General features: G+C 52.2%; 15 protein-coding genes. 9 read left to right on the top strand and 6 right to left on the bottom strand.

The window, feature by feature from the left end:
- Nucleotides 1-2 precede the first annotated feature (2 nt).
- Nucleotides 3-524, top strand: coding sequence for a MogA/MoaB family molybdenum cofactor biosynthesis protein (locus VB712_RS06860; RefSeq protein WP_323253466.1), 522 nt, complete (start codon nucleotides 3-5; stop codon nucleotides 522-524).
- On the opposite strand, the gene VB712_RS06865 is transcribed toward VB712_RS06860, so the two are convergent.
- Nucleotides 472-1,446: a BadF/BadG/BcrA/BcrD ATPase family protein gene (locus VB712_RS06865; RefSeq protein ID WP_323253469.1), complete on the bottom strand. Its 975-nt coding sequence runs from the start codon at nucleotides 1,444-1,446 to the stop codon at nucleotides 472-474. The two genes, VB712_RS06860 and VB712_RS06865, sit on opposite strands and share 53 nt — an antisense overlap.
- 29 nt (nucleotides 1,447-1,475) lie before the next feature.
- Between VB712_RS06865 and VB712_RS06870 the strand changes: the two genes are divergently transcribed.
- Together VB712_RS06870 and VB712_RS06875 are read left to right on the top strand one after the other, a co-directional pair.
- A complete protein-coding gene (locus VB712_RS06870; RefSeq protein WP_323253471.1) occupies nucleotides 1,476-3,125 on the top strand; it encodes a glycosyltransferase family 39 protein in 1,650 nt (549 codons plus the stop codon).
- Nucleotides 3,126-3,188: 63 nt separating this feature from the next.
- A complete protein-coding gene (locus VB712_RS06875) occupies nucleotides 3,189-4,361 on the top strand; it encodes a glycosyltransferase (protein WP_323253473.1) in 1,173 nt (390 codons plus the stop codon).
- A gap of 8 nt (nucleotides 4,362-4,369) precedes the next feature.
- Here the strand turns inward: VB712_RS06875 and VB712_RS06880 are convergent, their stop codons facing one another.
- Nucleotides 4,370-5,854 (bottom strand): hypothetical protein, encoded by a 1,485-nt coding sequence (locus VB712_RS06880; protein WP_323253475.1) that lies wholly within the window; start codon nucleotides 5,852-5,854, stop codon nucleotides 4,370-4,372.
- Between the two features lie 193 nt (nucleotides 5,855-6,047).
- Nucleotides 6,048-7,484, bottom strand: a complete 1,437-nt coding sequence (locus tag VB712_RS06885; protein ID WP_323253477.1) for a DnaJ domain-containing protein — start codon at nucleotides 7,482-7,484, stop codon at nucleotides 6,048-6,050.
- 325 nt (nucleotides 7,485-7,809) lie between these two features.
- On the opposite strand from VB712_RS06885, the gene VB712_RS06890 reads away from it, so the two are divergent.
- From VB712_RS06890 to VB712_RS06900, 3 genes are all read left to right on the top strand, one after another.
- On the top strand, nucleotides 7,810-9,171 hold the full coding sequence (locus VB712_RS06890) for a hypothetical protein (RefSeq protein ID WP_323253479.1): 1,362 nt from the start codon (nucleotides 7,810-7,812) through the stop codon (nucleotides 9,169-9,171).
- A 52-nt stretch (nucleotides 9,172-9,223) separates the two neighbouring features.
- Nucleotides 9,224-9,616: a hypothetical protein gene (locus VB712_RS06895; protein ID WP_323253481.1), complete on the top strand. Its 393-nt coding sequence runs from the start codon at nucleotides 9,224-9,226 to the stop codon at nucleotides 9,614-9,616.
- Nucleotides 9,617-9,685: 69 nt separating this feature from the next.
- Nucleotides 9,686-10,342, top strand: coding sequence for a hypothetical protein (locus tag VB712_RS06900; RefSeq protein ID WP_323253483.1), 657 nt, complete (start codon nucleotides 9,686-9,688; stop codon nucleotides 10,340-10,342).
- A gap of 107 nt (nucleotides 10,343-10,449) precedes the next feature.
- On the opposite strand, the gene VB712_RS06905 is transcribed toward VB712_RS06900, so the two are convergent.
- Together VB712_RS06905 and VB712_RS06910 are read right to left on the bottom strand one after the other, a co-directional pair.
- Nucleotides 10,450-11,070, bottom strand: a complete 621-nt coding sequence (locus VB712_RS06905; RefSeq protein ID WP_323253485.1) for an MAE_28990/MAE_18760 family HEPN-like nuclease — start codon at nucleotides 11,068-11,070, stop codon at nucleotides 10,450-10,452.
- A complete protein-coding gene (locus VB712_RS06910) occupies nucleotides 11,063-12,130 on the bottom strand; it encodes a DUF262 domain-containing protein (protein WP_323253487.1) in 1,068 nt (355 codons plus the stop codon). Before VB712_RS06910 ends, VB712_RS06905 begins: the two co-directional genes overlap by 8 nt.
- Before the next feature lie 474 nt (nucleotides 12,131-12,604).
- Between VB712_RS06910 and carB the strand changes: the two genes are divergently transcribed.
- From carB to VB712_RS06925, 3 genes are all read left to right on the top strand, one after another.
- On the top strand, nucleotides 12,605-15,847 hold the full coding sequence (gene carB / locus VB712_RS06915; RefSeq protein ID WP_323253489.1) for a carbamoyl-phosphate synthase large subunit: 3,243 nt from the start codon (nucleotides 12,605-12,607) through the stop codon (nucleotides 15,845-15,847).
- A gap of 17 nt (nucleotides 15,848-15,864) precedes the next feature.
- On the top strand, nucleotides 15,865-16,692 hold the full coding sequence (locus VB712_RS06920) for a DUF3598 family protein (RefSeq protein WP_323253491.1): 828 nt from the start codon (nucleotides 15,865-15,867) through the stop codon (nucleotides 16,690-16,692).
- A 150-nt stretch (nucleotides 16,693-16,842) separates the two neighbouring features.
- Nucleotides 16,843-17,073: a hypothetical protein gene (locus VB712_RS06925; protein WP_323253493.1), complete on the top strand. Its 231-nt coding sequence runs from the start codon at nucleotides 16,843-16,845 to the stop codon at nucleotides 17,071-17,073.
- Nucleotides 17,074-17,150: 77 nt separating this feature from the next.
- Here the strand turns inward: VB712_RS06925 and VB712_RS06930 are convergent.
- A partial coding sequence (locus VB712_RS06930; protein ID WP_323253495.1) for a CHAT domain-containing tetratricopeptide repeat protein occupies nucleotides 17,151-20,096 on the bottom strand: 2,946 nt, incomplete at its 5' end.

A 20,096-nucleotide genomic window follows, 5' to 3' on the forward strand; every position in this document is an offset into this window, starting at 1 on the left:
CCATGCACCAACCCCATCCCGACAACCAACCCATCACTGCCCGCTGTGGCATTCTCACCATTAGCGATACCCGCACACCGGAGAATGACACCAGCGGCCAGGCGATTCAAGATTTGCTCACTGCCCAAGGCCACAAGATTGCCGCTTATCAACTCTGCCCCGATGATCCCGATCAGATTCGCGCCCAAGTCATCGCTTGGGGGGATGAGCCTGAGATTGATCTGGTGATTACCAATGGTGGTACAGGCATCGCCCCCCGTGACTGTACGGTAGCGGCGATCGCCCCCCTCCTCACTCGCAACATCCCCGGTTTTGGGGAATTGTTTCGGATGTTGAGTTTTGAGCAAGTGGGTTCGCGGGCTATGGCTTCCCAGGCTTTGGGGGGAATGATGGGAAAAATCTTGGTGTTTGCACTCCCTGGCTCAACGAAAGCCGTCACCCTTGGCCTTGAGCGCCTCATTCTCCCGGAAATTAGCCATTTGCTGACTCAGTTGCGCGGCTTGCCTCCCGCCGGGCAAAAATAACACCCCCTAGGGCTGCATCCCCTTGGGGCGGGACAAGGTGCGATCGCAGTTCCGTCGGTAAATAGTCCATCAAGGGGGCGGCTAAACCCCCTAAGAGGCTACAGGGCAACGGCTTTTCTTGCCGCGCAACAAGGGCTTGCCAAATTTTGGCAATTTCGTTGCCAGCTTCGGCGAGGAGGGCGATCGCCCCTTGATCACCCCCCTGAGCAGCGGCAATTACCAAGGGGGCCAGTTCGGCAAATTGTTGGGATTGGGCGGCATTGGCCCAGCGAATCATCGCCTCACTATCGCGGTCAAAATGGGCAAAAACTTGGGCAATCAGCGGCGTTTCTGAGCGGCGGCCATCCCACCATTGCAACGTATAACGGATCGCCGCCAAGCCCAACCAAGCCCCGCTCCCCTCATCCCCCTGGGGAAAACCCCAACCACTGACCCGCGTCACCCGTTCCCCCTCAATCTGATAGGCTACCACCCCCGTCCCAATGGCAATCACTGCCCCATCCCTCCCCCGATGAGCGCCTAGACAGGAGGTATAGCCATCGGAATGGAGGTAAATGTGGGGGAAGGGATGCTCTAGGGAGAGGAAGCGATCGCAGGCTTCCGGCACTTGGGTTCCCGCTAAACCTGCGCCGCAATGCCATTGATATTGGGGATCAGCGAGGGGGATCGGGTGGGCGGCGGTGGTGATGGCCTGCTGGATGGAAGCCCAGGCCCCCACCGGATCCAGGCGAATATTGGCCGGCCCCGCTTTGCCAATGCCCAGTAATGTCCCCTCTGCCGTTTCCACACGGGCAATGGTTTTTGTTGCGCCGCCATCAATGCCGATAAAGAGCCTCGGTTGATCTGCCATATTGTTCAAGATTTGCTGATTTTTGTTGCTGAATCGGAAGGGGAGGGGTGAGGGGCGAAAAGGCTGTGCCATGATCGGAGGGACGTTCTCACCCTTTCCCCATGGTTAAACCCGCCCGCATTTTCTCGTCCTTGGGATTATTGCTGATGGCGATCGCCCTTGCGGTTTTGTTGCGGATTCTCCATTTGGGCAGCCGTGAGCTTTGGTATGACGAAGTATTATCCCTCCTGTTAACCACTGGGCAAAAAACCGCCTACCAAACCCCCCGCAGCTTACCCCTGCCCTTGGGAGACTATACTGCCCTCTTGCAACTCCCCCTAGAGGAAAGTTTAGGGGATATTGTTGCCACCGTTGCCCAGTTTTTGCGAGGTCTGACGGGGGAACCCCACCCCCCCCTATTTTTCCTGGGGCAACATCTGTGGTTGCGGCTGTGGGGGAATGGGGTGGCGGCATTGCGGAGTTTGAATGCCTTGTACAGTGTGGGGGCGATCGCCCTCGCCTACGGGATCGGCCGCCAACTGCTCAATGCCCGCGCCGGCCTGATTTTTGCCGCCCTCCTCGGTCTTAACCCCTATTACCTCTTCCATAGCCTCAATGTGCGGATGTATGGGCCGTTGGTGTTTTGGGCCATGTTGACCACTTGGGCATTGTTGCAGATCATTGCCCTCAATCAGGGGGAAACCCAAGGTTTAACGCGGCTCAAACTGCTATGGATGGGGTTATTCGTCGGGGCCATGGTGGGGGGATTGATGACGTTCTATCTGTTTTTCTACTACATCCTTGCCTTAGCAGCCTTGGTGCTGTGGTTGGATCGCCGCCATAGCCTCGCCCACGCCGGCCGATTTATTCTGGCGGGATGCTTGACCCTGCCTTGGATTGCCTGGGGAACAACACAACAAATGCGCAACGCTGATTTTGACCGCTTCTCAACGCCCCTGGGCTTTTGGGCAACGCTGGGGCAACATTTCAGCGATACCGTGCAAACATTGGGAATTCAGTTGGTTTTAGGGGATTGGGTGACGAGCTTACCCCCCTCGTTTCTCCCGGTAGCCGGAGCGGTGGCGATTGTTTTTTTTGTCGGCATGATCGCTAGTTTATGGCAATGGCAACAGCGGCAATTGTTGGGCGTTGCCTTGATTTTAGCCCTGTTGCCCTTGGGGTTGGCGTTGGTGGCGGATGTGGTGGGGGGGAAATTTACCCTCGGCTTCGGTTGGGGGCGATCGCTCATCGTCATTCTCCCCGGCTCTCTACTCCTGCTCACCCTCTGGCTCGCCCACTTACCCCCCCACTTGGCTAGGATGCCCCTAATCATCGTTTTACTCTTCTACTTGACGATGGGTGTGGGGGATTTTAGCCTGCGATCGCGCCGGATGTTTCATGAATTGGCGGCGATGATCCCAGGGGAACCCGTCCCCACCTTAATCGCCCTCAACTCCAAAGCTTGGGGCCATGTCATGCGCCTAGCCTATTATCTGCCCTCAGATTTGCCCCTGGATCTCTTGGCAGAGCGTCCCGCCGATCTGGCCGCAAGTTTAGCCGCAGCGGTGGAGAATACCGCCTATCCCCGCGTGATTTGGCTCGAAAGCCATGCGCCCCTGTGGGATGCACCGGCAACCCTGGAGGAGGAAGAGGCGATCGCCCAAGCCGTTAAGGCGGTTCTGAGCCAAAACTATCACCCCATTGCCACCCAAGCATTATCGGGAACGATGGATCTCGATCAATTTACGGTCTCTCTCTATCAACAACGATGATCTAGGGGCGAACATTTTTCACCCCTAGTTCCAAAACACTATTTTCATGCCATTTCAACCCCTATGAACCCTGAGCTTTTAACTGTTCCCACTGGCTCCTTAGCTGTTCCTGCTACAACCGGATCACCCCTAGAATTTTCGCTGATTTTACCCACCTATCAAGAGCGGGAAAATATCCCCAAAATTGTCCAAATTTTAACGGATTTGCTCGATCCAATTTTGCCGGGACAGTATGAATTAATTGTGGTGGATGATGATAGCCCCGATGGAACTTGGCAGGTGGCGGCGCAGTTAATGCCGGAATATCCCCAATTGCAAGTGATGCGTCGTCAGGAAGAAAAAGGGCTATCTACGGCGGTGATTCGCGGTTGGCAGGCGGCGAGGGGCAAGGTTTTAGGCGTAATTGATGCGGATTTACAACATCCCCCCCAGGTGTTGTTGGATCTGTGGGACGAAATGGTCAAAGGGGCAGATTTGGCGGTGGGGAGTCGCCATATTGAGGGGGGCGGTGTGAGTGAATGGAGCTTGATTCGTCGCTGTTTGTCCCGTGGGGCGCAGATGTTGGGGTTACTGATTTTGCCGGAGGTGATTGGGCGACTTTCTGACCCGATGAGCGGGTATTTTATGGTGCGGCGGGGGGCGATCGCCCATCAGGTGATGAGTCCCGTCGGCTATAAAATTCTCATTGAAGTGGCAGCAAGGGGGCGGATTCGCTGGATTGGGGAGGTGGGCTATGTGTTTCGGGAGCGGGAAACGGGTGAAAGTAAAGTGACTTGGAAACAATATGTGGAATATATTCAACACCTGATCCGGCTGCGGTTTTCCCTCTGGCCCGTGAAGCGGTTTGTTCGCTTTGGAGTGGTGGGGTTGAGTGGCGTATTCGTGAATATGGCGGTGTTTTATCTGTTGCGGGGGGGGTTAGGATTGGGCTTAACTCGGAGCGCAATTCTGGCGGCGGAAGTGGCGATTATTAATAACTTTTCATGGAATGATCTATGGACATTTGGCGATATTTCCGCCCGCCAAAAAGGTCAGCAAAAACGCTTTAAACGGTTTTTAAAGTTTAACTTTATTTGCCTCTCAGGGTTAATTTTAAACGTGTTGGTGTTGAACCTGTTGTTTAATATTTTTGGCATCAATGAATATGTGGGGCAATTGGTGGCGATCGCCGCCGTCACCCTCTGGAATTTCTGGTTTAACCTCAAACTCAGTTGGCGCGTCACTGATGCCCATTAAATTCCCCCCTAGGGCAGCCATTGCGGATCAAGACCGGCGGCGTAGCGTTCGGGGGGGGCGAGGTCGGGGAGGCTTGCGCCCTGGATGAAATCTGGTAGGGGCAAAAGCCAAATACTGCCGGGGGGGATCTGACTGTCACGGTTATCGGCCCTTGGTGCGGTTTCAATCACCTGATCAAAGGCAAGATGGCGGCCATCGGGGGCCATGGCCATGCGGACATTGAGATCATTCGTCAAGGCGACAAGGGGGACTTCTCGACCATTTTGGACGTTAATCAGCGTTACAAAGGGGGTGATTTCCGTTTGTTGGGGGTCGAGGCGTTCGGCTTGGAGGCAGTAAAGCAGGACGCTTTGGCGGGGTTCATAATGACAGTCGAGGATTAAGCCTGTGGTGGTGATTAACTCCCGCTCCCGGCCTGCACTATTGATCACCACCAGCGATCGCCGCTGCTCATCCTTGGGTTTCACCATGATTTTTTCCCGATAATCCCTGGGGGAGAAGGCGACTAAATCTTCATAGGCGGGTAAAAATTCGCGACTGGTGGCGGTATTGGTGAGGGGTAAAATCGTCACGCCATTGCCATCGCGCACCGCCACCACCTGACCATCGGGGGAGACTTGGAAGCGATCGCCCTGGATCCCCAGGGGACGAAGATCGCCGCTGGGGGTAAATAACCATAGGCCGCTATCGGTGGGGTTTTGCCGGTTCACCCGCTCGATTACCACCGCATCATTGCCGGAGGCAAGGTCAAATTGCACATTTTGATAGGTTTCGGCATCTAAGAGGCGGCGGACTTGGCCGGGGGGAGGATCATCATTGTTGAGGCGATTGGCGGTGGTGGTGGTGCGGTAGAGTTCTTGGGCGTTTAAGCCGTTGGGGTTGCCCTTTTCAAAGGCAAAAAAGAGAATGCGATCGCCTTCCCCGCTGACTTGAAAATTCGTCACCACCAAATCCGGGGGCGTGAGGATCTGCTTTTTCTGCTGGGTAAGGTTGGAAATGACGAGGCGGCCCTCTTCCTCCCCTTCCACACCAATATAGGCCAGGAGGCGATCGCGGGTTTTCACCGTTGCGGTAAAGGGGGCGAGGGAACGGGGCGGATGGCGAGGGCTGCGGGGGAGTTCTCTCCCCTCCTGAAGCGTAATTTCATATTCCGTGCCATAGGCGGGAATATCCGTCAGCGTGTAGGCCAACCGCTGCCCCACCATGGCAGTTTTGCCCAACAGCGGGGGCGTAATTTCAAGATTGTTGAGGATGGCCGGATTCATGGGCCGGTTGAAATCCAACAGGAAATAATCATCATCGGCCCCAATGGTGAGGTTTTGCCAACTGAAGCCAATCACCTGGGGGCGGCTGCGATGGGCGATCGCATCCTGATTCCCCACAATCAACACCACCGCCAAAGGCAGAGTTAACAGCCCAATAACAATAATCGCCACCCAATCCAATGCCAAACGTTCCCCAGGGGCCCAGGGTTGCCACCATCGTTTCCTCATCCTACACACCAGCCCATGGGGGCATTGATTTCAACAAAATCATCATATGGAATCCGGTTATAGAATTGATAGGCGTAGGGGCGAAAAATTTTTCGCCCCTACTACAGTACAAGGCTTGCATCATCTGACTCAGGGAATCTCATCTCATAAAGCTTGGCCTTCGGCTTTGCGAACCAATGGGGCCACCTGCGAGTTAAGACCCCGATCGCCACCAGATTTTCACCGTACCATCCAGGCTACTGCTGGCTAAGGTATTGCCGTCTGCCGTCACCGCCAGGCCGGTAATTTGTTGGTCATGATCCTGGAGGCTAAATTGTTCGCGCCCGCTCCCCACCGACCAGCCCTTAATCACGCCCTTGGCGCTGCCAGTAAACAGGGTTCGGCCATCGGTGCTGAGGGCGATCGCCGTCACCGGAGCCTGATGTCCGCTATAGGTTTGCACCACTGCCCCCGCTTCGAGATCCCAAACGCGAATCTGGTGATCGGAGTTGCCGGTGAAGAGGCGGGAGCCATCGCTGTTAAATAACAACGTGAGGATGTGGTAATTTTCCCGGTGCGATCGCACCAGGCGGCCGCTGCCCATTTGACGAATTTTCAAGGATTTTTCCAGGCTACTGCTCACCAACACTGAGCCATCGGGACTGATGGCAACCCCCGTGACTCCATCAGCATAACCCGTTAAACAGCGCAATTCTTTCCCTTGGTCAAAATGCCAAAACCGCAGCGTTTGATCCGCGCCCCCAGTGACGAGCCGCTTGCGATCGGGGTGAAAGGCGATGGTGAGCACTCCCAAGGTATGGCCACCAAACCAGCCCCCAAGGGTTCGCATTAACCGGCCATTCTGCAAATTCCACAGCCGCACCGTATGATCTTCCCCCCCACTGGCCACCCAACGGCCATCGGGACTGATGGCCACAGAATACACCGGGCCAGTATGGCCCGTGAGTACCCGTAGGGGCCGCCCGGTACTCAACTGCCACACCCGCAGGGTTTGATCGTAACTACTGCTGGCTAAGTAACGACTATCGGGGCTAAGGGCGATCGCCGTAATCCCCTCCGTATGGCCCCGCAATGTTCCGGCACAATGCCAGGGCAAGCCTGATCCAGTAGGGGGCGGGGTTTGGACAAAGGGGGAGGGTCGGGGCCGCGTCGGTTGGGCTTGCCCCTGTTTTTGCAACTCGGAAACCCGGCGTAAATCGGCATTGGCTTTGCGATCGTTCCCTAAAATGGCATAGACCAGCCCCCGGTATTTATAGGCGAGGATGTAGTCCGGTTGGAGAAAAATGGCCTGGGAAAAATCCCCGAGGGCCTCGCTATACCGCTCCTGTTTTGCCTTTTCCACGCCTTTGATGTAGTACCATTGCGCCTCATTTTCGATGGGATTGGCGGGAGCTTGGGCCGTGGGCGGTGGGGGGGCGTTGGCGGTGACAGGGTTGTCCTTTAGGTATTCGTAGGCTTCATTAATTTCCTTGATCCGGGATTCGGCGGCGGCTTGCTCTTCTGGGGGAGCGGAGATAAAGCGATCGGGATGCCATTCCTTCACCAAGCGACGATAGGCCTGCTTAATTTCGTCCGCTGATACCCCCGGACGCAGCCCTAAAATTTCGTAATAGCGATAGACATTGGCCATGCTATCGAGCGCAGTTTGATGCTTTGTATCTTAGCGGAGGAAGTTCCCTTGGATATGTGCCATTGATGGGGGCCTCTCCCTTTTGCCCAGAGAAAACCCACCCGGAACAACTTCAGTCGTGGGGGTTTCAGTCTGCTCTCTCAGCAGCAGATGGTCGGGGATGTTCGCGGTCAAAGCTCTATCCCCATCGCTCCCTTGAGAAAAATTCCCCCCAGAAAACGAAAACAGCCGTCCGGATGCCTCCCCCCCACAGCGTAGATTGAATTGACCATTGCAACCTCTTAAAAAGCTCTGGTTTCCAACACCTATTGTGTGAGGAAAACATATGCGTGTCACGAATCTTGCCCTGCTTTCTTTGCTGCCTTTATTGCCTAATTTTGCCGCTGCTGCTGAAACCGGAATTGTACCGGAAGGAGCGGTTTTCGGCACAGACGATATTGCTCCCGAAACGGCCCCCCAAACCTTAGCCCTGGTGGATCTGGAGGCAACCCGGCAAACGGTTCAACCCAGCCAGCCGCAAGTGATGAACGCAGCCATTGAGTTTGCCGATGCACCGATGGCCCTGGAATGGACTGAGCCGGTGGCTGCTGTGGAGTTGGCCCCAGAACCAGAGGTGATGTTTGCATCCCCTCAGCCTGAGGCCGTTGCTCTGGCTCAAATTCCCCCCGAATCGCCAACCTTGGCGGGGGATCCCGTTGCAGCCCATGGAGCGGAGGCGATCGCCCTTGCTTCACCCCAAGAACCCCAAGCCTTCGCCTTTGCTGACTATCAAGGGTTGCAGCCCCAAACCGGAGCCGCTGCGTTGCAAGGGGCCGCCGCCCCCGCCCCTGAGGCCGTCGCCCTCGAAACCACTACGGAGGGAACCCCCGAACCCCTCGAACTGGCCGCCCGCGACCCCAACTGCGATCTGGAAAATCTTCAGGCCAATGCTCGCCTCGATAGCCCTCTCTATGTGGCCCAAGCCGCCCGCTGTTACCGACCCCAACGGATCGAAGCCGTTGAGGTTCCCGAATCGAAATCCTTCGGATCTTCCCCGGCCATGAGCATCTATATCCCGGTGGGCTATGGGGCAGACAATAACACGATTTTCCTCAATGCCAACTATCAAGCTTCGGTACGCCCCCCAGCGGATGGCTCTCTGTTTAATGGCGGCATCGGCGTGGGCTTAGGGGATGCGACCAACGCGGTGGGTGTGGAACTGTCCTATGCCTTCGCCAATAACGATCCCTTTGGGGAAGGTGGGTTTAATGCCAAGGTACACAAGCGTTTAGCCGATGATTGGGCGATCGCCGCTGGTTGGAATGGCTTCCTCAATATCGGCCGCAACGACTTTGAACATTCCCTCTACGGAGCCGTCACGAAGGTTTTCCGCCTCCAAGAATCCTTGGATGAACCCTTAAGCCGTCTCTCTGTGACCGGCGGTGTGGGAACCAATCAATTCCGCTCTAACGGGGCAGTGTTTGCCGGTGAGAACAATATCAACGTCTTTGGCAATATGGCCCTGCGGGTGGCTCGTCCCGTCAGTTTAATTGCAGAATGGACGGGTCAAGATCTGGGCTTAGGGCTGTCCATTGCCCCCTTCCGCAATTTCCCTCTAACGATCACCCCCGCCGTGCGAGATGTGGTCAGCACCGAAGGCCGCCCGGCTCGGTTTGTCATCGGTTTAGGGACGGCGTTCCGGTTCTAAGCGAGCAGCCTATTTTTGCAAACATCGCCACTGTGATAAGGAGAAATTCACGATGCAACGGCATTTTCTTTGGTTTAGTTTGTTAGCATTCACGGCTCTCGGTTTACCCGCCCAAGCCGTGAGTCAAGGGGATATTACCGGCACGAATGTTTGGAATAATAACCCCCCGATTTTTGACCTGAACGCGCCGGAAATTAGCGATCTGATTGATCGCGTCAACCTGTTTAACAGTGAGGCGGACACGGTTTATACCACCTGTAATGGGGCGATCGCCCGTGATGAAGGCCCCCGCCGTTTCGCCCGCCCCGATTCCCCCAATGCCACGAAGCCCCTTCCTGCTGCCTGTGTGCGGCTGATGGAACTGGAGCAAACGGGCAACAGCCTACGGGAAGAAGTCAGGGAAGTAGAAGCCCTCTATGGCAATCCGGCTTTTTTGACTTGGTAACTCTTGCCTGGGGTTGGGGCAGCGACCCCAACCCCTCCTAATTCATTATTTTTGAGGAGCTTTGCAACAATGCGGACATTATTCACCACCAGCCTAGCAACGATTTTATGGGCCTTGTCCCTGATCCCCGCCCAAGCCGTCGGACTGGGCAACCAAGTGATTCAATTTTCCGAAGATACGATTGTCGAATTTGAAATTCGCCGCACCCAAGGGGCAAACCGTTCCATTGTCGGAATCATGGCAAACCCCAACAGCAACCCGACGAAAATTCCGATGTTTGAAGAGGTAAAACCCTTCGATGATTTCGGTTTTGCCGGCCGCAGTGATTATCTCGGCACGGTAGGCGGCGGTACGATTCGCCCTCTCGAAGGCAATGGCGTTAATATCGTGGCGACTCGCAATGATTCCATCATTGTTGAATATCGTTTCCGGGCCAATACTCCCTATGTGTTCTATATGGATGTCTACACACCCACCGAAAATCGTTACATCAACACGTTAATTTCTACCCAAGTGGATGCCACCCAATTTCAAGGCTCCCTTAATGATGGCAATGGGATTTTGATGGGTTGGGATGACGATGGGGAAGGCCGCGTTGGTCGCACTGGAACAGTTGAAGTAGAAGGCCCTGATCGCGATTTTACCGATGTGACGATCCTCGTCGGTGGGACGGAACCCTGTTTTAGTGAAACCTCTGGACGGCGACCCAGCCCAGCGGTTTTCTAAGCCAATTCCATAAGTTCGGGCTAATTAGATAAGTGTGTGGAGGGGCGTTGGCGTAAGCCTGCCGGAGGCACAAAAATTTTTCGCCCCTCCATCGCGTTAATCAAAATTTATTTTCGATAAACCTGTGTGTTAAAGCCTTCAATAATCGCATTTATGACTTGTACAGCAAGATCCTGAACAAGAATTGTAAATTCATCAAGATTATCTTGATTAACTGGAATACCATTTTCACCATGAGCGATAGAATTTCTAAATGTTAAAAGCTTATCAAGCTTTATTTTATATTCTTGCTCAATCGACTTTAAATTTAACTTCTCCAAAACTGAGTTTGTATTTTTCCAACTGGCATTAGACTGTAGATTAATTTTGCTCTCAAAATTGACCTTATTTAAGTACATTTGATGCAGTTGAACAGATAGCTTTTTTACAGATTTATATTGTGATTTTGATTGGCTAAAATTACAAATTTTATCAGTTTGGTAGGTAAGATAAGTATCACTTAACTCGGCATAATCAAGTTGCAATCGAGTCAACTGTTGGAGATAAAACTCTAATGAGTTCCTGAGAAATCCTTCCCATGCAGCATAGATACTTAAAACCGACTGCTGCACAAAAAAGTCTCGATGTTCTGGTGTAAGGTTATACTTTCGATGCAATGTTTTACATTGCACCATTTTGTTTTCTAGGTCACTGTAGGAACTAAAAAGCAACTCCTCCAAGCTATTCATGAATAGCAAAGACCTCTAAAGCTCGCTCAATCCGTCCTTTTGTTCGCTTTTTATAGTTGGCTGCAACTCCTGAAAAACCTTTAAACTTTTCATCACTTTTAAGTTCTTCAATGCGACTTGCTAGTTCTGATATACCATGAGATTCATAATATTCTAGGTTAGCCGCAACACCGTTAAGAATACCATCATAAAGGCTGCTGGAAAATTGATTATTTTTTGCTTTAAACAATTCAGAACCAATTTGTGCAACTAAACATATTGATCTTTTGAAAATCTCAATTTTTGGCACATAATCATCTTGATGCTGAGAAGCACTCTTCATGTACTGAGTCATGTGCTCTGATAAGCGATCAGAAACATTGTGATGATTATTGAATAGTGAGAAAAATCTTAATACTAATTCATGTAAATATAATTCTTCCTCCTGCCTTTGAGTAGGTTGAATGAGTTCTCGAAAATCCTCTTGCTCAGCTAATTGTTTGAGTAATTCTGTGAAATCTTTAGAAATGCCCCTAAAAATACAATTTCTGATTTCTTGATCTGTGAGAGGTGAACCACCAGTATTGAGTCGATTGAATAACTCATAACGCATATCATAATCACTATCCCATTTAACAATTTCAACCCGACACACTGATCTTTTAATATTTAATCGAAATTTGAGCGGTAGATTTTCCAGAGTTAAGCCTTTGAGAGACTTGACTTTACCCCCCTCGACCATAACCCAATTATTTTTTTGATCATAATTTTTCAGAATACCGAAAAAAGAAAATATTGTCGAAAGTCTTTGTAGACCATCAACGATTTCCCATTTTCCTTCTTCATTTTCAGCCACGAAAACAGAAGGGATAGGAATTCCCAAAAGCAAAGATTCAATAAATCGTGTTTGTTGTTCAATCTTCCAACGAAATAATCGTTGAAACTCAGGATCAATGATAAGCTCACTACTGGTGTACATACTCATTAATTCACCAAAAGACATATCTAACCGATCTGCTGATAAGCTATTCCTGACTTTAGCAATTTCTTGCTCTAGGGTGTTTGTTTCAATACTAATCATAATCGTTATTGTGAGCTATGAAAATATTTAGAAAAAGTCAAAAACTTTAAATACAAAGCATTGAGCTAAGGCTTGAGTTTAGATCTCCGATGCTAACGTTCATGTTTAGTTTAACACAATCTGATTAAGATCGATAAAAAACTGTGTCTGCTATGCAGAGAGCAAGAAAGAGAGCTGATTCTCGCCGGTGAGCCGGGTGGGTGGCGATCGCCCTTCGGACCGACCCATCCGTTTGCCCCAACGGCTAATCTAGAGGTCTCGTGGCCAACCGGACGACCATTAACTTAGGGGTAGAATCAATCTAAACTGGATTATTTTTGTCAAATCTGATACAAAACTATAATACAAAAAGTAGTTCTCCGTCAAAGGCGGTCGGAATTTCTGCATTTAATGAAGAGATTCCGCAATCTGACAATCAGCCCGGAAAGGTTGCTATAGAATGGGTGAGATTTCAACCACTATGCTCTACGAACTATGCCGCGTCGCAGTGATCTCAACAAAATTCTGTTACTGGGGGCTGGCCCCATCGTGATTGGGCAGGCTTGTGAATTTGACTATTCGGGGACACAAGCCTGTAAAGCCCTGCGCCAGGAAGGCTATGAGGTGATCTTGGTCAATTCCAACCCAGCAACGATCATGACCGATCCAGAAACGGCCCATCGCACCTATATCGAGCCGGTGACACCGGAAATTGTTGAAAAGGTCATTGCCCAGGAACGCCCCGATGCCCTCCTGCCAACGATGGGGGGGCAAACCGCCCTCAACGTCGCGGTGACGCTGGCGAAAAATGGCGTGCTGGATAAATATGGGGTGGAACTGATTGGCGCGAAATTAGAGGCCATTGAGAAGGCAGAAGACCGCCAACTGTTTAAAGAGGCCATGGCTAAGATTGGCGTGGGGGTTTGTCCCTCTGGAATTGCCAAGAATATTACAGAGGCTCGGGCGATCGCCGTAGAAATTGGCTCCTATCCCTTGATTATTCGCCCCGCCTTTACCCTAGGGGGGACTGGGGGGGGCATTGCCTACAACCAGGAAGAATATGAGGTGATGGCTCAGGAAGGGATTGATGCTTCCCCGGTATCGCAGATTTTGGTGGAGCAGTCCCTGCTGGGTTGGAAGGAGTACGAGTTAGAGGTGATGCGGGATCTGGCGGATAACGTCGTGATCATTTGCAGTATTGAGAACTTTGACCCGATGGGGGTACATACGGGGGATTCGATTACGGTGGCCCCGGCCCAAACGCTGACGGATAAGGAATATCAGCGGTTGCGGGATGCTTCTTTGAAAATTATTCGGGAAATTGGCGTGGAAACGGGGGGATCGAATATTCAGTTTTCGATTAATCCCCAAAATGGCGATGTGATTGTGATTGAGATGAACCCACGGGTGTCGCGGTCGTCGGCGCTGGCTTCTAAGGCGACGGGGTTCCCGATCGCCAAGTTTGCGGCGAAATTGGCGGTGGGCTATACCCTCAATGAGATTGCCAATGATATTACGAAGCAGACCCCCGCTTCCTTTGAGCCGACGATTGACTATGTGGTGACGAAAATTCCCCGGTTTACGTTTGAAAAGTTCCCCGGCTCTGAGCCGGTGTTGACGACGCAAATGAAATCCGTCGGGGAAGCGATGGCCATTGGCCGGACGTTCCAAGAATCGTTTCAAAAGGCGCTGCGATCGCTCGAAACCGGGCGTTATGGTTTTGGGTGCGATCGCAATGAGGCCCTCCCCACCCTTTCCCAAGTGGCCGCTAGCCTCCGCACCCCTAACCCTGATCGCGTTTACAGCATCTACCACGCTTTGAAATTGGGGATGTCGGTGGAGGAAATCCACGGGTTGACGGCGATCGATCTGTGGTTTTTGGATAAGCTGGCGGATCTGTTGGTGACGGAGCGATTCCTCAAGCAGACCCCCCTAGCGGAAATTACCGCCACGGATATGCGGCGGATTAAACAGCAAGGGTTTAGCGATCGCCAAATTGCCTTTGCCACCAAAACCCATGAAGATCAAGTCCGCGCCCATCGCAAGGGGTTAGATATCATCCCGGTTTACAAAATGGTGGATACCTGCGCGGCGGAATTTGAGGCCTTCACGCCCTACTACTATTCCACCTACGAACCCGACGAAAGCGAGGTAGCTCCCTCCGATAAACCAAAGGTGATGATCCTCGGTGGGGGGCCGAACCGCATTGGCCAAGGGATTGAGTTTGATTATTGCTGTTGCCATGCCGCCTTTTCCCTCAGTGCGGCGGGCTATGAAACGATCATGGTTAATTCCAACCCGGAAACGGTGTCAACGGACTACGACACGAGCGATCGCCTCTATTTTGAACCCCTCACCAAAGAGGATGTTCTAAACATCATTGAGGCGGAAAATCCCGAAGGCGTGATCATTCAATTTGGTGGCCAAACCCCCTTAAAACTGGCGGTTCCCCTTCAGGAATACCTCAACGCCAACCCCGACTGTGGTACGAAAATTTGGGGGACTTCTCCCGATGCCATTGATACGGCGGAAGACCGGGAGCGGTTTGAGAAAATCCTCGAACCCTTGGGCATTCTCCAACCCCCCAACGGTATCGCCCGCAGCTATGAGGAGGCCCTCGTCGTCGCTAATCGCGTTTCCTATCCCGTCGTCGTGCGCCCCTCCTATGTCCTCGGCGGTCGGGCCATGGAAATCGTCTATAGCGATACTGAACTGGAACGGTATATGACGTTTGCGGTGCAGGTGGAGCCGGATCACCCGATTTTGATTGATAAGTTTTTGGAGAATGCGGTAGAGGTGGATGTGGATGCGATCGCCGACCACACCGGCAACGTCACCATCGGCGGCATCATGGAGCACATCGAAGAAGCGGGGATCCACTCCGGCGATTCCGCCTGCTCCCTCCCCTATATGTCCCTCAGTGATGAAGTGGTGGCCACGATCCGCTCCTGGACAGTGAAGTTGGCGAAGGCGTTAAACGTCGTCGGGCTGATGAATATTCAGTTTGCCATCCAAAACAACACCGTCTACATCCTCGAAGCCAACCCCCGCGCCTCCCGCACCGTCCCCTTCGTCTCGAAAGTGACCGGCGTGCAGTTGGCAAAAATGGCTTCGTTGGTGATGTCGGGGAAAACCTTGGCCGAGTTGAACTTCACCGAAGAAATCCGGCCCCAGCATATTGCTGTGAAGGAAGCGGTCTTGCCCTTTAAGAAATTCCCCGGTGCGGATACGCTTCTGGGGCCCGAAATGCGCTCCACCGGGGAAGTGATGGGGTTAGATAGCCAATTTGGGGCGGCATTCGCCAAGGCAGAATTAGGGGCCGGCGAAATTTTACCCCTGGGCGGGACGGTGTTTGTCTCCACCAATGACCGGGATAAACCCCTGGTGGTGTCGGTGATTCAGGATTTCATCGACCTTGGGTTTAAGATCATCGCCACAGCGGGAACCTATCAATGTCTTAAGGACAATGGGATTGACGCGGAATTGGTGCTGAAACTCCATGAGGGCCGCCCCCATGTGCTGGATGCGATTAAAAACGAGCAAATCCAGTTGATTATTAACACGCCATCGGGTCAAGAGGCCCGGGATGATGGGATGTTAATCCGGCGCACCTGTTTAACCTATAAAATCCCCCTGATCACGACGATCGCCGGGGCCAAGGCTAATGCTGCCGCCATTCGTTCTTTGCAATCCCAACCCTTAGCGGTGAAGGCATTGCAAGACTATATCATGGGATAAAATCTGCACGAAAAATAATGGCGAGCCAGTGGGAAAATCTCTTAAAAAATCAGGGCATTTGGGAAGGGTCTTTTACCCAATTGGCCCCCGATGGGGCGATCGCCCAAGATATTCCCTCTCGCCTGGTTCTCGCAGCCACCGACCCCAAAACGGTGCGAATGGTTTTAACCCATTTCCCCCCCAACCGCAAACCCCAACCACAGGTGTTTGAGTTTCAAAGCCTGTCGCGGGGGTTTATTGCCTGTAGCGATGGGGCATTTTCCCAAGGATCAATGCAGTGGGGGCCCTTTGCCAATTTTGGGGCGGAGTTGGGGCTAATTTTTGGGGATGCGCGGCTGCGGATTGTGGAGTTGTATAACCGGGAAAGCCACCTGGATCGCCTGACGTTGATCCGGGAAACCCGCACCAACGCCACGCCCCCCAGCCGTCCCCCCTTAACCCTGTCTCAACTTTTGGGGGAATGGCGTGGCGAAGCCACCACCTATTACCCCGATTGGCAGCCCCAAACCACCGTCCCCACCGGCTTAACCCTGACTCAAACGGGGGAGCAGACCCTTGAGCAGGAGTTACGGTTTGGGGAGGGGGCGACGGAACGGGTTGTGCATTCGGTGGGCAGTATTGGCGATCAGGCTCTCCATTTCACGACGGGGCCGATGCCCTATCAGGTGTTATTGCTCCCCAATGGGGCATCGGCCAATTGTCCCCGTCGGATTGTGGCGGGCCATCCTTTTTTCCTGGAGGCGGGTTGGCTGGTGGAACCCCATCACCGCCTCCGTCTGATCCGCCGTTATCAAGCCGATGGCAGTTGGGCGAATCTTACCTGGGTAGAGGAGTTCCGGGTTTAGGGGAGGGGCGATCGCCACGGGTCTCCTCAAGTTGGATCACTGGTTTTTCGTTGACTGAAACCCTTGTACAGCAGACATTCCAAGAATCATCCTACTTTAACAAGCCAGTGCCGAATCCAGTACAATTGAGGGAAAGTTTTTGAAATTGCTATGGCATCTGTCGCAGAACTGCAAAATAAACTCACTGTGTTGATGGGTCAGCTTTCTCTGGAGCAGTTGCAGGTACTCATGGATTGTGCAACCTATTTGGCTGACGAGGAAAGTGAGGCTGCAACCCAAGAGATGTTAAGTATTCCGGGTCTACTGGAGCGGGTTCGACAACTGGAGGCAACCCCTCACACCACGGCTCGAAATTGGCGATCGCTGCGCTCTGATGTATGAAGTCCTCCTGAGTGCTGACGCGCAAAAAACCTAAGCAAGGCGTATAACGCTTAGTGTTGCCTATTGATTCAGATCTCCTATTGCGTCACGATAAACGCTGCCCAATAGTAGGGGTTTTGATAGGGTTGGTGTCCCGCTGGCCATGGTTCAATTTCATCGAGTTTGTCTCGCCAGAGTAGTTCTTCCGGCCAAGTGGTTTGGGCGGCTTGGAGCCAGGTTTGGAGGTCTTCGCGGGTAAGGTTTCGGAGCCAGATTTGCACTTCAGCGAGGGCTTGGGCGGCGGGCATTCCGGCCCGATAGCGGCGATGGAATTCGATCATGGTGAGGGTTGTGGGGAAGGATTCCACCGACCATTGGCTGCTGAGGACTTGTTTTGCGCCGCTTTTGAGGAATGCGCTGGGTAGGCCCACAAATTCATCAATGAATTCGCCGGTATTGGTGAGGGCGGTTTCGCAGGCTGACAGGCTGACGAGATCGTAGGCGGGGAGGTTGAGGGTGAGGAGGGTTTCGACGGTGAGGGTGTCTTCGTTGTTGAGGTAGAGGCAGGATTTTAGGGGATTGTCGGGATCGCTGTTGCCATGGCCGGCGAAGTGAAATTGATGATTGGGTTGGGTGAGGTGTGGGGTGATGTGGGCAAGGTGGGCGTTGGGGCGCTCAATGATGGTGCTGGTGTAGAGGGTGCTGAGGCTGTCTACTTCGGTTTCTGCCCAGGGTAGGGTTTCGGTGGCGATGGTGCTGTGGGGATTTTTGATGATCAGGAGGGTGGGGTTGGGGATGGGGGAATGGGTGGGGATGGGTAGGGTGAGGTTGGGGCGGTAGGTGATGCGGAATCCCCCTAAATCCCCCTTGGCAAGGGGGACTTTGGAGTTGTTGAAGAGGGCGTGGAGGGGGAGGAGGTGGAGGTCGCGGTGGGGGATGAGGATGAGGGTTTGGATGGGGGTGAGGTGGGGGAGGAGTTGGGGGATGTTGAGGATTTGGCTGAGGTGGTGGAGGGTTTGGGGGAGTTGGTCGCGCCAAGTTTCCTCTTCCTCGTGACTTGGCTCTGCCAAGTCATGACTATGGGGAGGCTCTGCCTCCTGGCTATGGGCGGCGGAGCCGCCTGTTGTCCATCCCACGGCGGAGCCGTGGGACGAGGGGGATTTTTTGCGGTGTTGTTGGTATTGTTTTTTATAGTTTTTGAGCCATTCGGTGAAGTTGGTTTGGGTTTTGGTGGCGGGGGTGTGGGGGGGATCGGTGAGGGTGCTGAAGGTTTGGGGGTCTTGGTGGGGGCGCAGGAGGAAGGTGGTGATTTGGGCGGGGCTGAGATGCCAGTAGAGGATGGCGGTGTGGGGGTTGGGGCAAAGTTGTTGGATGCGGGTTTGGAGGGTTTCGCGGCTGAGGGGTTGGGGTTCGGCGTTGGTGTTTTGGAGCCAGGTGAGGGCGAGGCTTTTCCATTTTTCGGCTTCGATCAGGGCTTGCCAGGGGTCGTTTTGGCTGACGAGGCGATCGACATTTAAAAAGTAAAAAGATTGAAATTCAAGACGCAAATATTTTCGATATAAGGGATCAGCAAAATCCAGCATTCTTTTGTTAATACGTTGGATGGCTTCTAATACCTTTTTATTGCTATCTTCAACAAGTCCTAGAGCCTTGAGCGAAATACTCCAATTTAAAAGGATTTTCAATATGTTCTCTGTGTAACTAGGATGATCTTTAATCAACTCATAAGCAGTTTCATAACTTTTTGTCGCTTTACACAAAAAAAGAGACCGTCTTTGATGGTCTTGTTCAATAGAGGAATGCACGCCAAAATACTTGTTAGATTGATCAGCATAAGCGTTTCCCTTGCTCTGATGAAGAATCGCACAATTCAACGGTTCAGTATCCGGGTTTATGTGTTTGTCTAAGGCTTCATTCCAATTGTCTAGAGCTGCTTGATAACCAGACTGATAATAAAGTAAAAAACCACGATTTTTCCAAGAATAAACGTGATTTGGTTCGATTTTGATGGCTCTGTCAAAATCTCGAACTGCTTCCTCATAATACCCCAATTTATAGTAAGCATAGCCACGACCGTTGTAGGCGTAGGCATCATCTGGATCAAGTTTAATAGCTCTGTCGAAATCTTGAATTGCTTCCTCATAATATCCCAAATTATGGTAAGCAGAGCCGCGATTGCAGTAGGCATAGATGTCACGGCGATCTATGTTGATAACTTGATCGAAATTTTTAATTGCCTCTTGATATTGATTTAAGTCTTTATACACAACACCGAGATTGCCATGAGCAGAGGTGTTACATGGGTCAAGTACGATGGCTCGATTGAAGTTTTCAATTGCTTTTTCATATTGCTTCCAGAGTAAGTAAGCTCTACCACGATTTTCCCAATAACTAGATTGATTTTTTTCAATTTCAATCGCTTTCGTAAAATCATCAATAGCTTTCTGATATTCGTGTAAATGATCACAGTATATTATGCCGAGAGCGTCGTAAGCATCGGCATAGTTAGGGCTAATGTTGAGGGCTTGGGTGTATTTTGCAATTGCACCCATCAAATCTCCTGCATTACGGCGGTTAGTTCCTTGGTTGTAAAGTTCTATCGCTGTAGGTTTGATCTGGGGCGTGTTGAGACGAGAAGAAGACTCACCCGTTGAAGATTGTGATTGTGAAGCTGTTTTAAATGGGGTTGAAGACGCAAAACTGGTAATGTATTGATTTTTTTTTGGTTCTTTTTGTTGTAACATTGCATTGAGTTTCGCCAATTCGGTTAACTCTGGTTGCTGTGCAAGTAACTGATTAATAACCACTTGATCATCCTGGGATTGATTCAGATCTAACACCTCATTGCCTTCTACTTCTTCCTCACCCCCCAACTCCCGCACCACCTCCCCCGCCAACCCACTCAACACCCCCAACTCCGCCCCCGCCAACCGCCCCCAATCCCCCACCGACAAAACATCCCGCCCCGCCCCAGACCGCACCCATCCCACCAACCCCTCCTCCGTCACCCCAAAACGCCCCAAATCCCCCAACGCCAAATAACC

This window comes from Spirulina sp. CCNP1310, from assembly GCF_034932185.1.
GTDB lineage: Bacteria > Cyanobacteriota > Cyanobacteriia > Cyanobacteriales > Spirulinaceae > Spirulina.

Coding starts and splice junctions, on each gene's coding strand:
- VB712_RS06885 (WP_323253477.1), bottom strand. CDS start 7,484: ATGGCCAATGTCTATCGCTATTACGAAATTTTAGGGCTGCGTCCGGGG.
- carB (WP_323253489.1), top strand. CDS start 12,605: ATGCCGCGTCGCAGTGATCTCAACAAAATTCTGTTACTGGGGGCTGGC.
- VB712_RS06890 (WP_323253479.1), top strand. CDS start 7,810: ATGCGTGTCACGAATCTTGCCCTGCTTTCTTTGCTGCCTTTATTGCCT.
- VB712_RS06895 (WP_323253481.1), top strand. CDS start 9,224: ATGCAACGGCATTTTCTTTGGTTTAGTTTGTTAGCATTCACGGCTCTC.
- VB712_RS06905 (WP_323253485.1), bottom strand. CDS start 11,070: ATGAATAGCTTGGAGGAGTTGCTTTTTAGTTCCTACAGTGACCTAGAA.
- VB712_RS06880 (WP_323253475.1), bottom strand. CDS start 5,854: ATGAGGAAACGATGGTGGCAACCCTGGGCCCCTGGGGAACGTTTGGCA.
- VB712_RS06865 (WP_323253469.1), bottom strand. CDS start 1,446: ATGGCACAGCCTTTTCGCCCCTCACCCCTCCCCTTCCGATTCAGCAAC.
- VB712_RS06910 (WP_323253487.1), bottom strand. CDS start 12,130: ATGATTAGTATTGAAACAAACACCCTAGAGCAAGAAATTGCTAAAGTC.
- VB712_RS06900 (WP_323253483.1), top strand. CDS start 9,686: ATGCGGACATTATTCACCACCAGCCTAGCAACGATTTTATGGGCCTTG.
- VB712_RS06870 (WP_323253471.1), top strand. CDS start 1,476: ATGGTTAAACCCGCCCGCATTTTCTCGTCCTTGGGATTATTGCTGATG.
- VB712_RS06860 (WP_323253466.1), top strand. CDS start 3: ATGCACCAACCCCATCCCGACAACCAACCCATCACTGCCCGCTGTGGC.
- VB712_RS06925 (WP_323253493.1), top strand. CDS start 16,843: ATGGCATCTGTCGCAGAACTGCAAAATAAACTCACTGTGTTGATGGGT.
- VB712_RS06920 (WP_323253491.1), top strand. CDS start 15,865: ATGGCGAGCCAGTGGGAAAATCTCTTAAAAAATCAGGGCATTTGGGAA.
- VB712_RS06875 (WP_323253473.1), top strand. CDS start 3,189: ATGAACCCTGAGCTTTTAACTGTTCCCACTGGCTCCTTAGCTGTTCCT.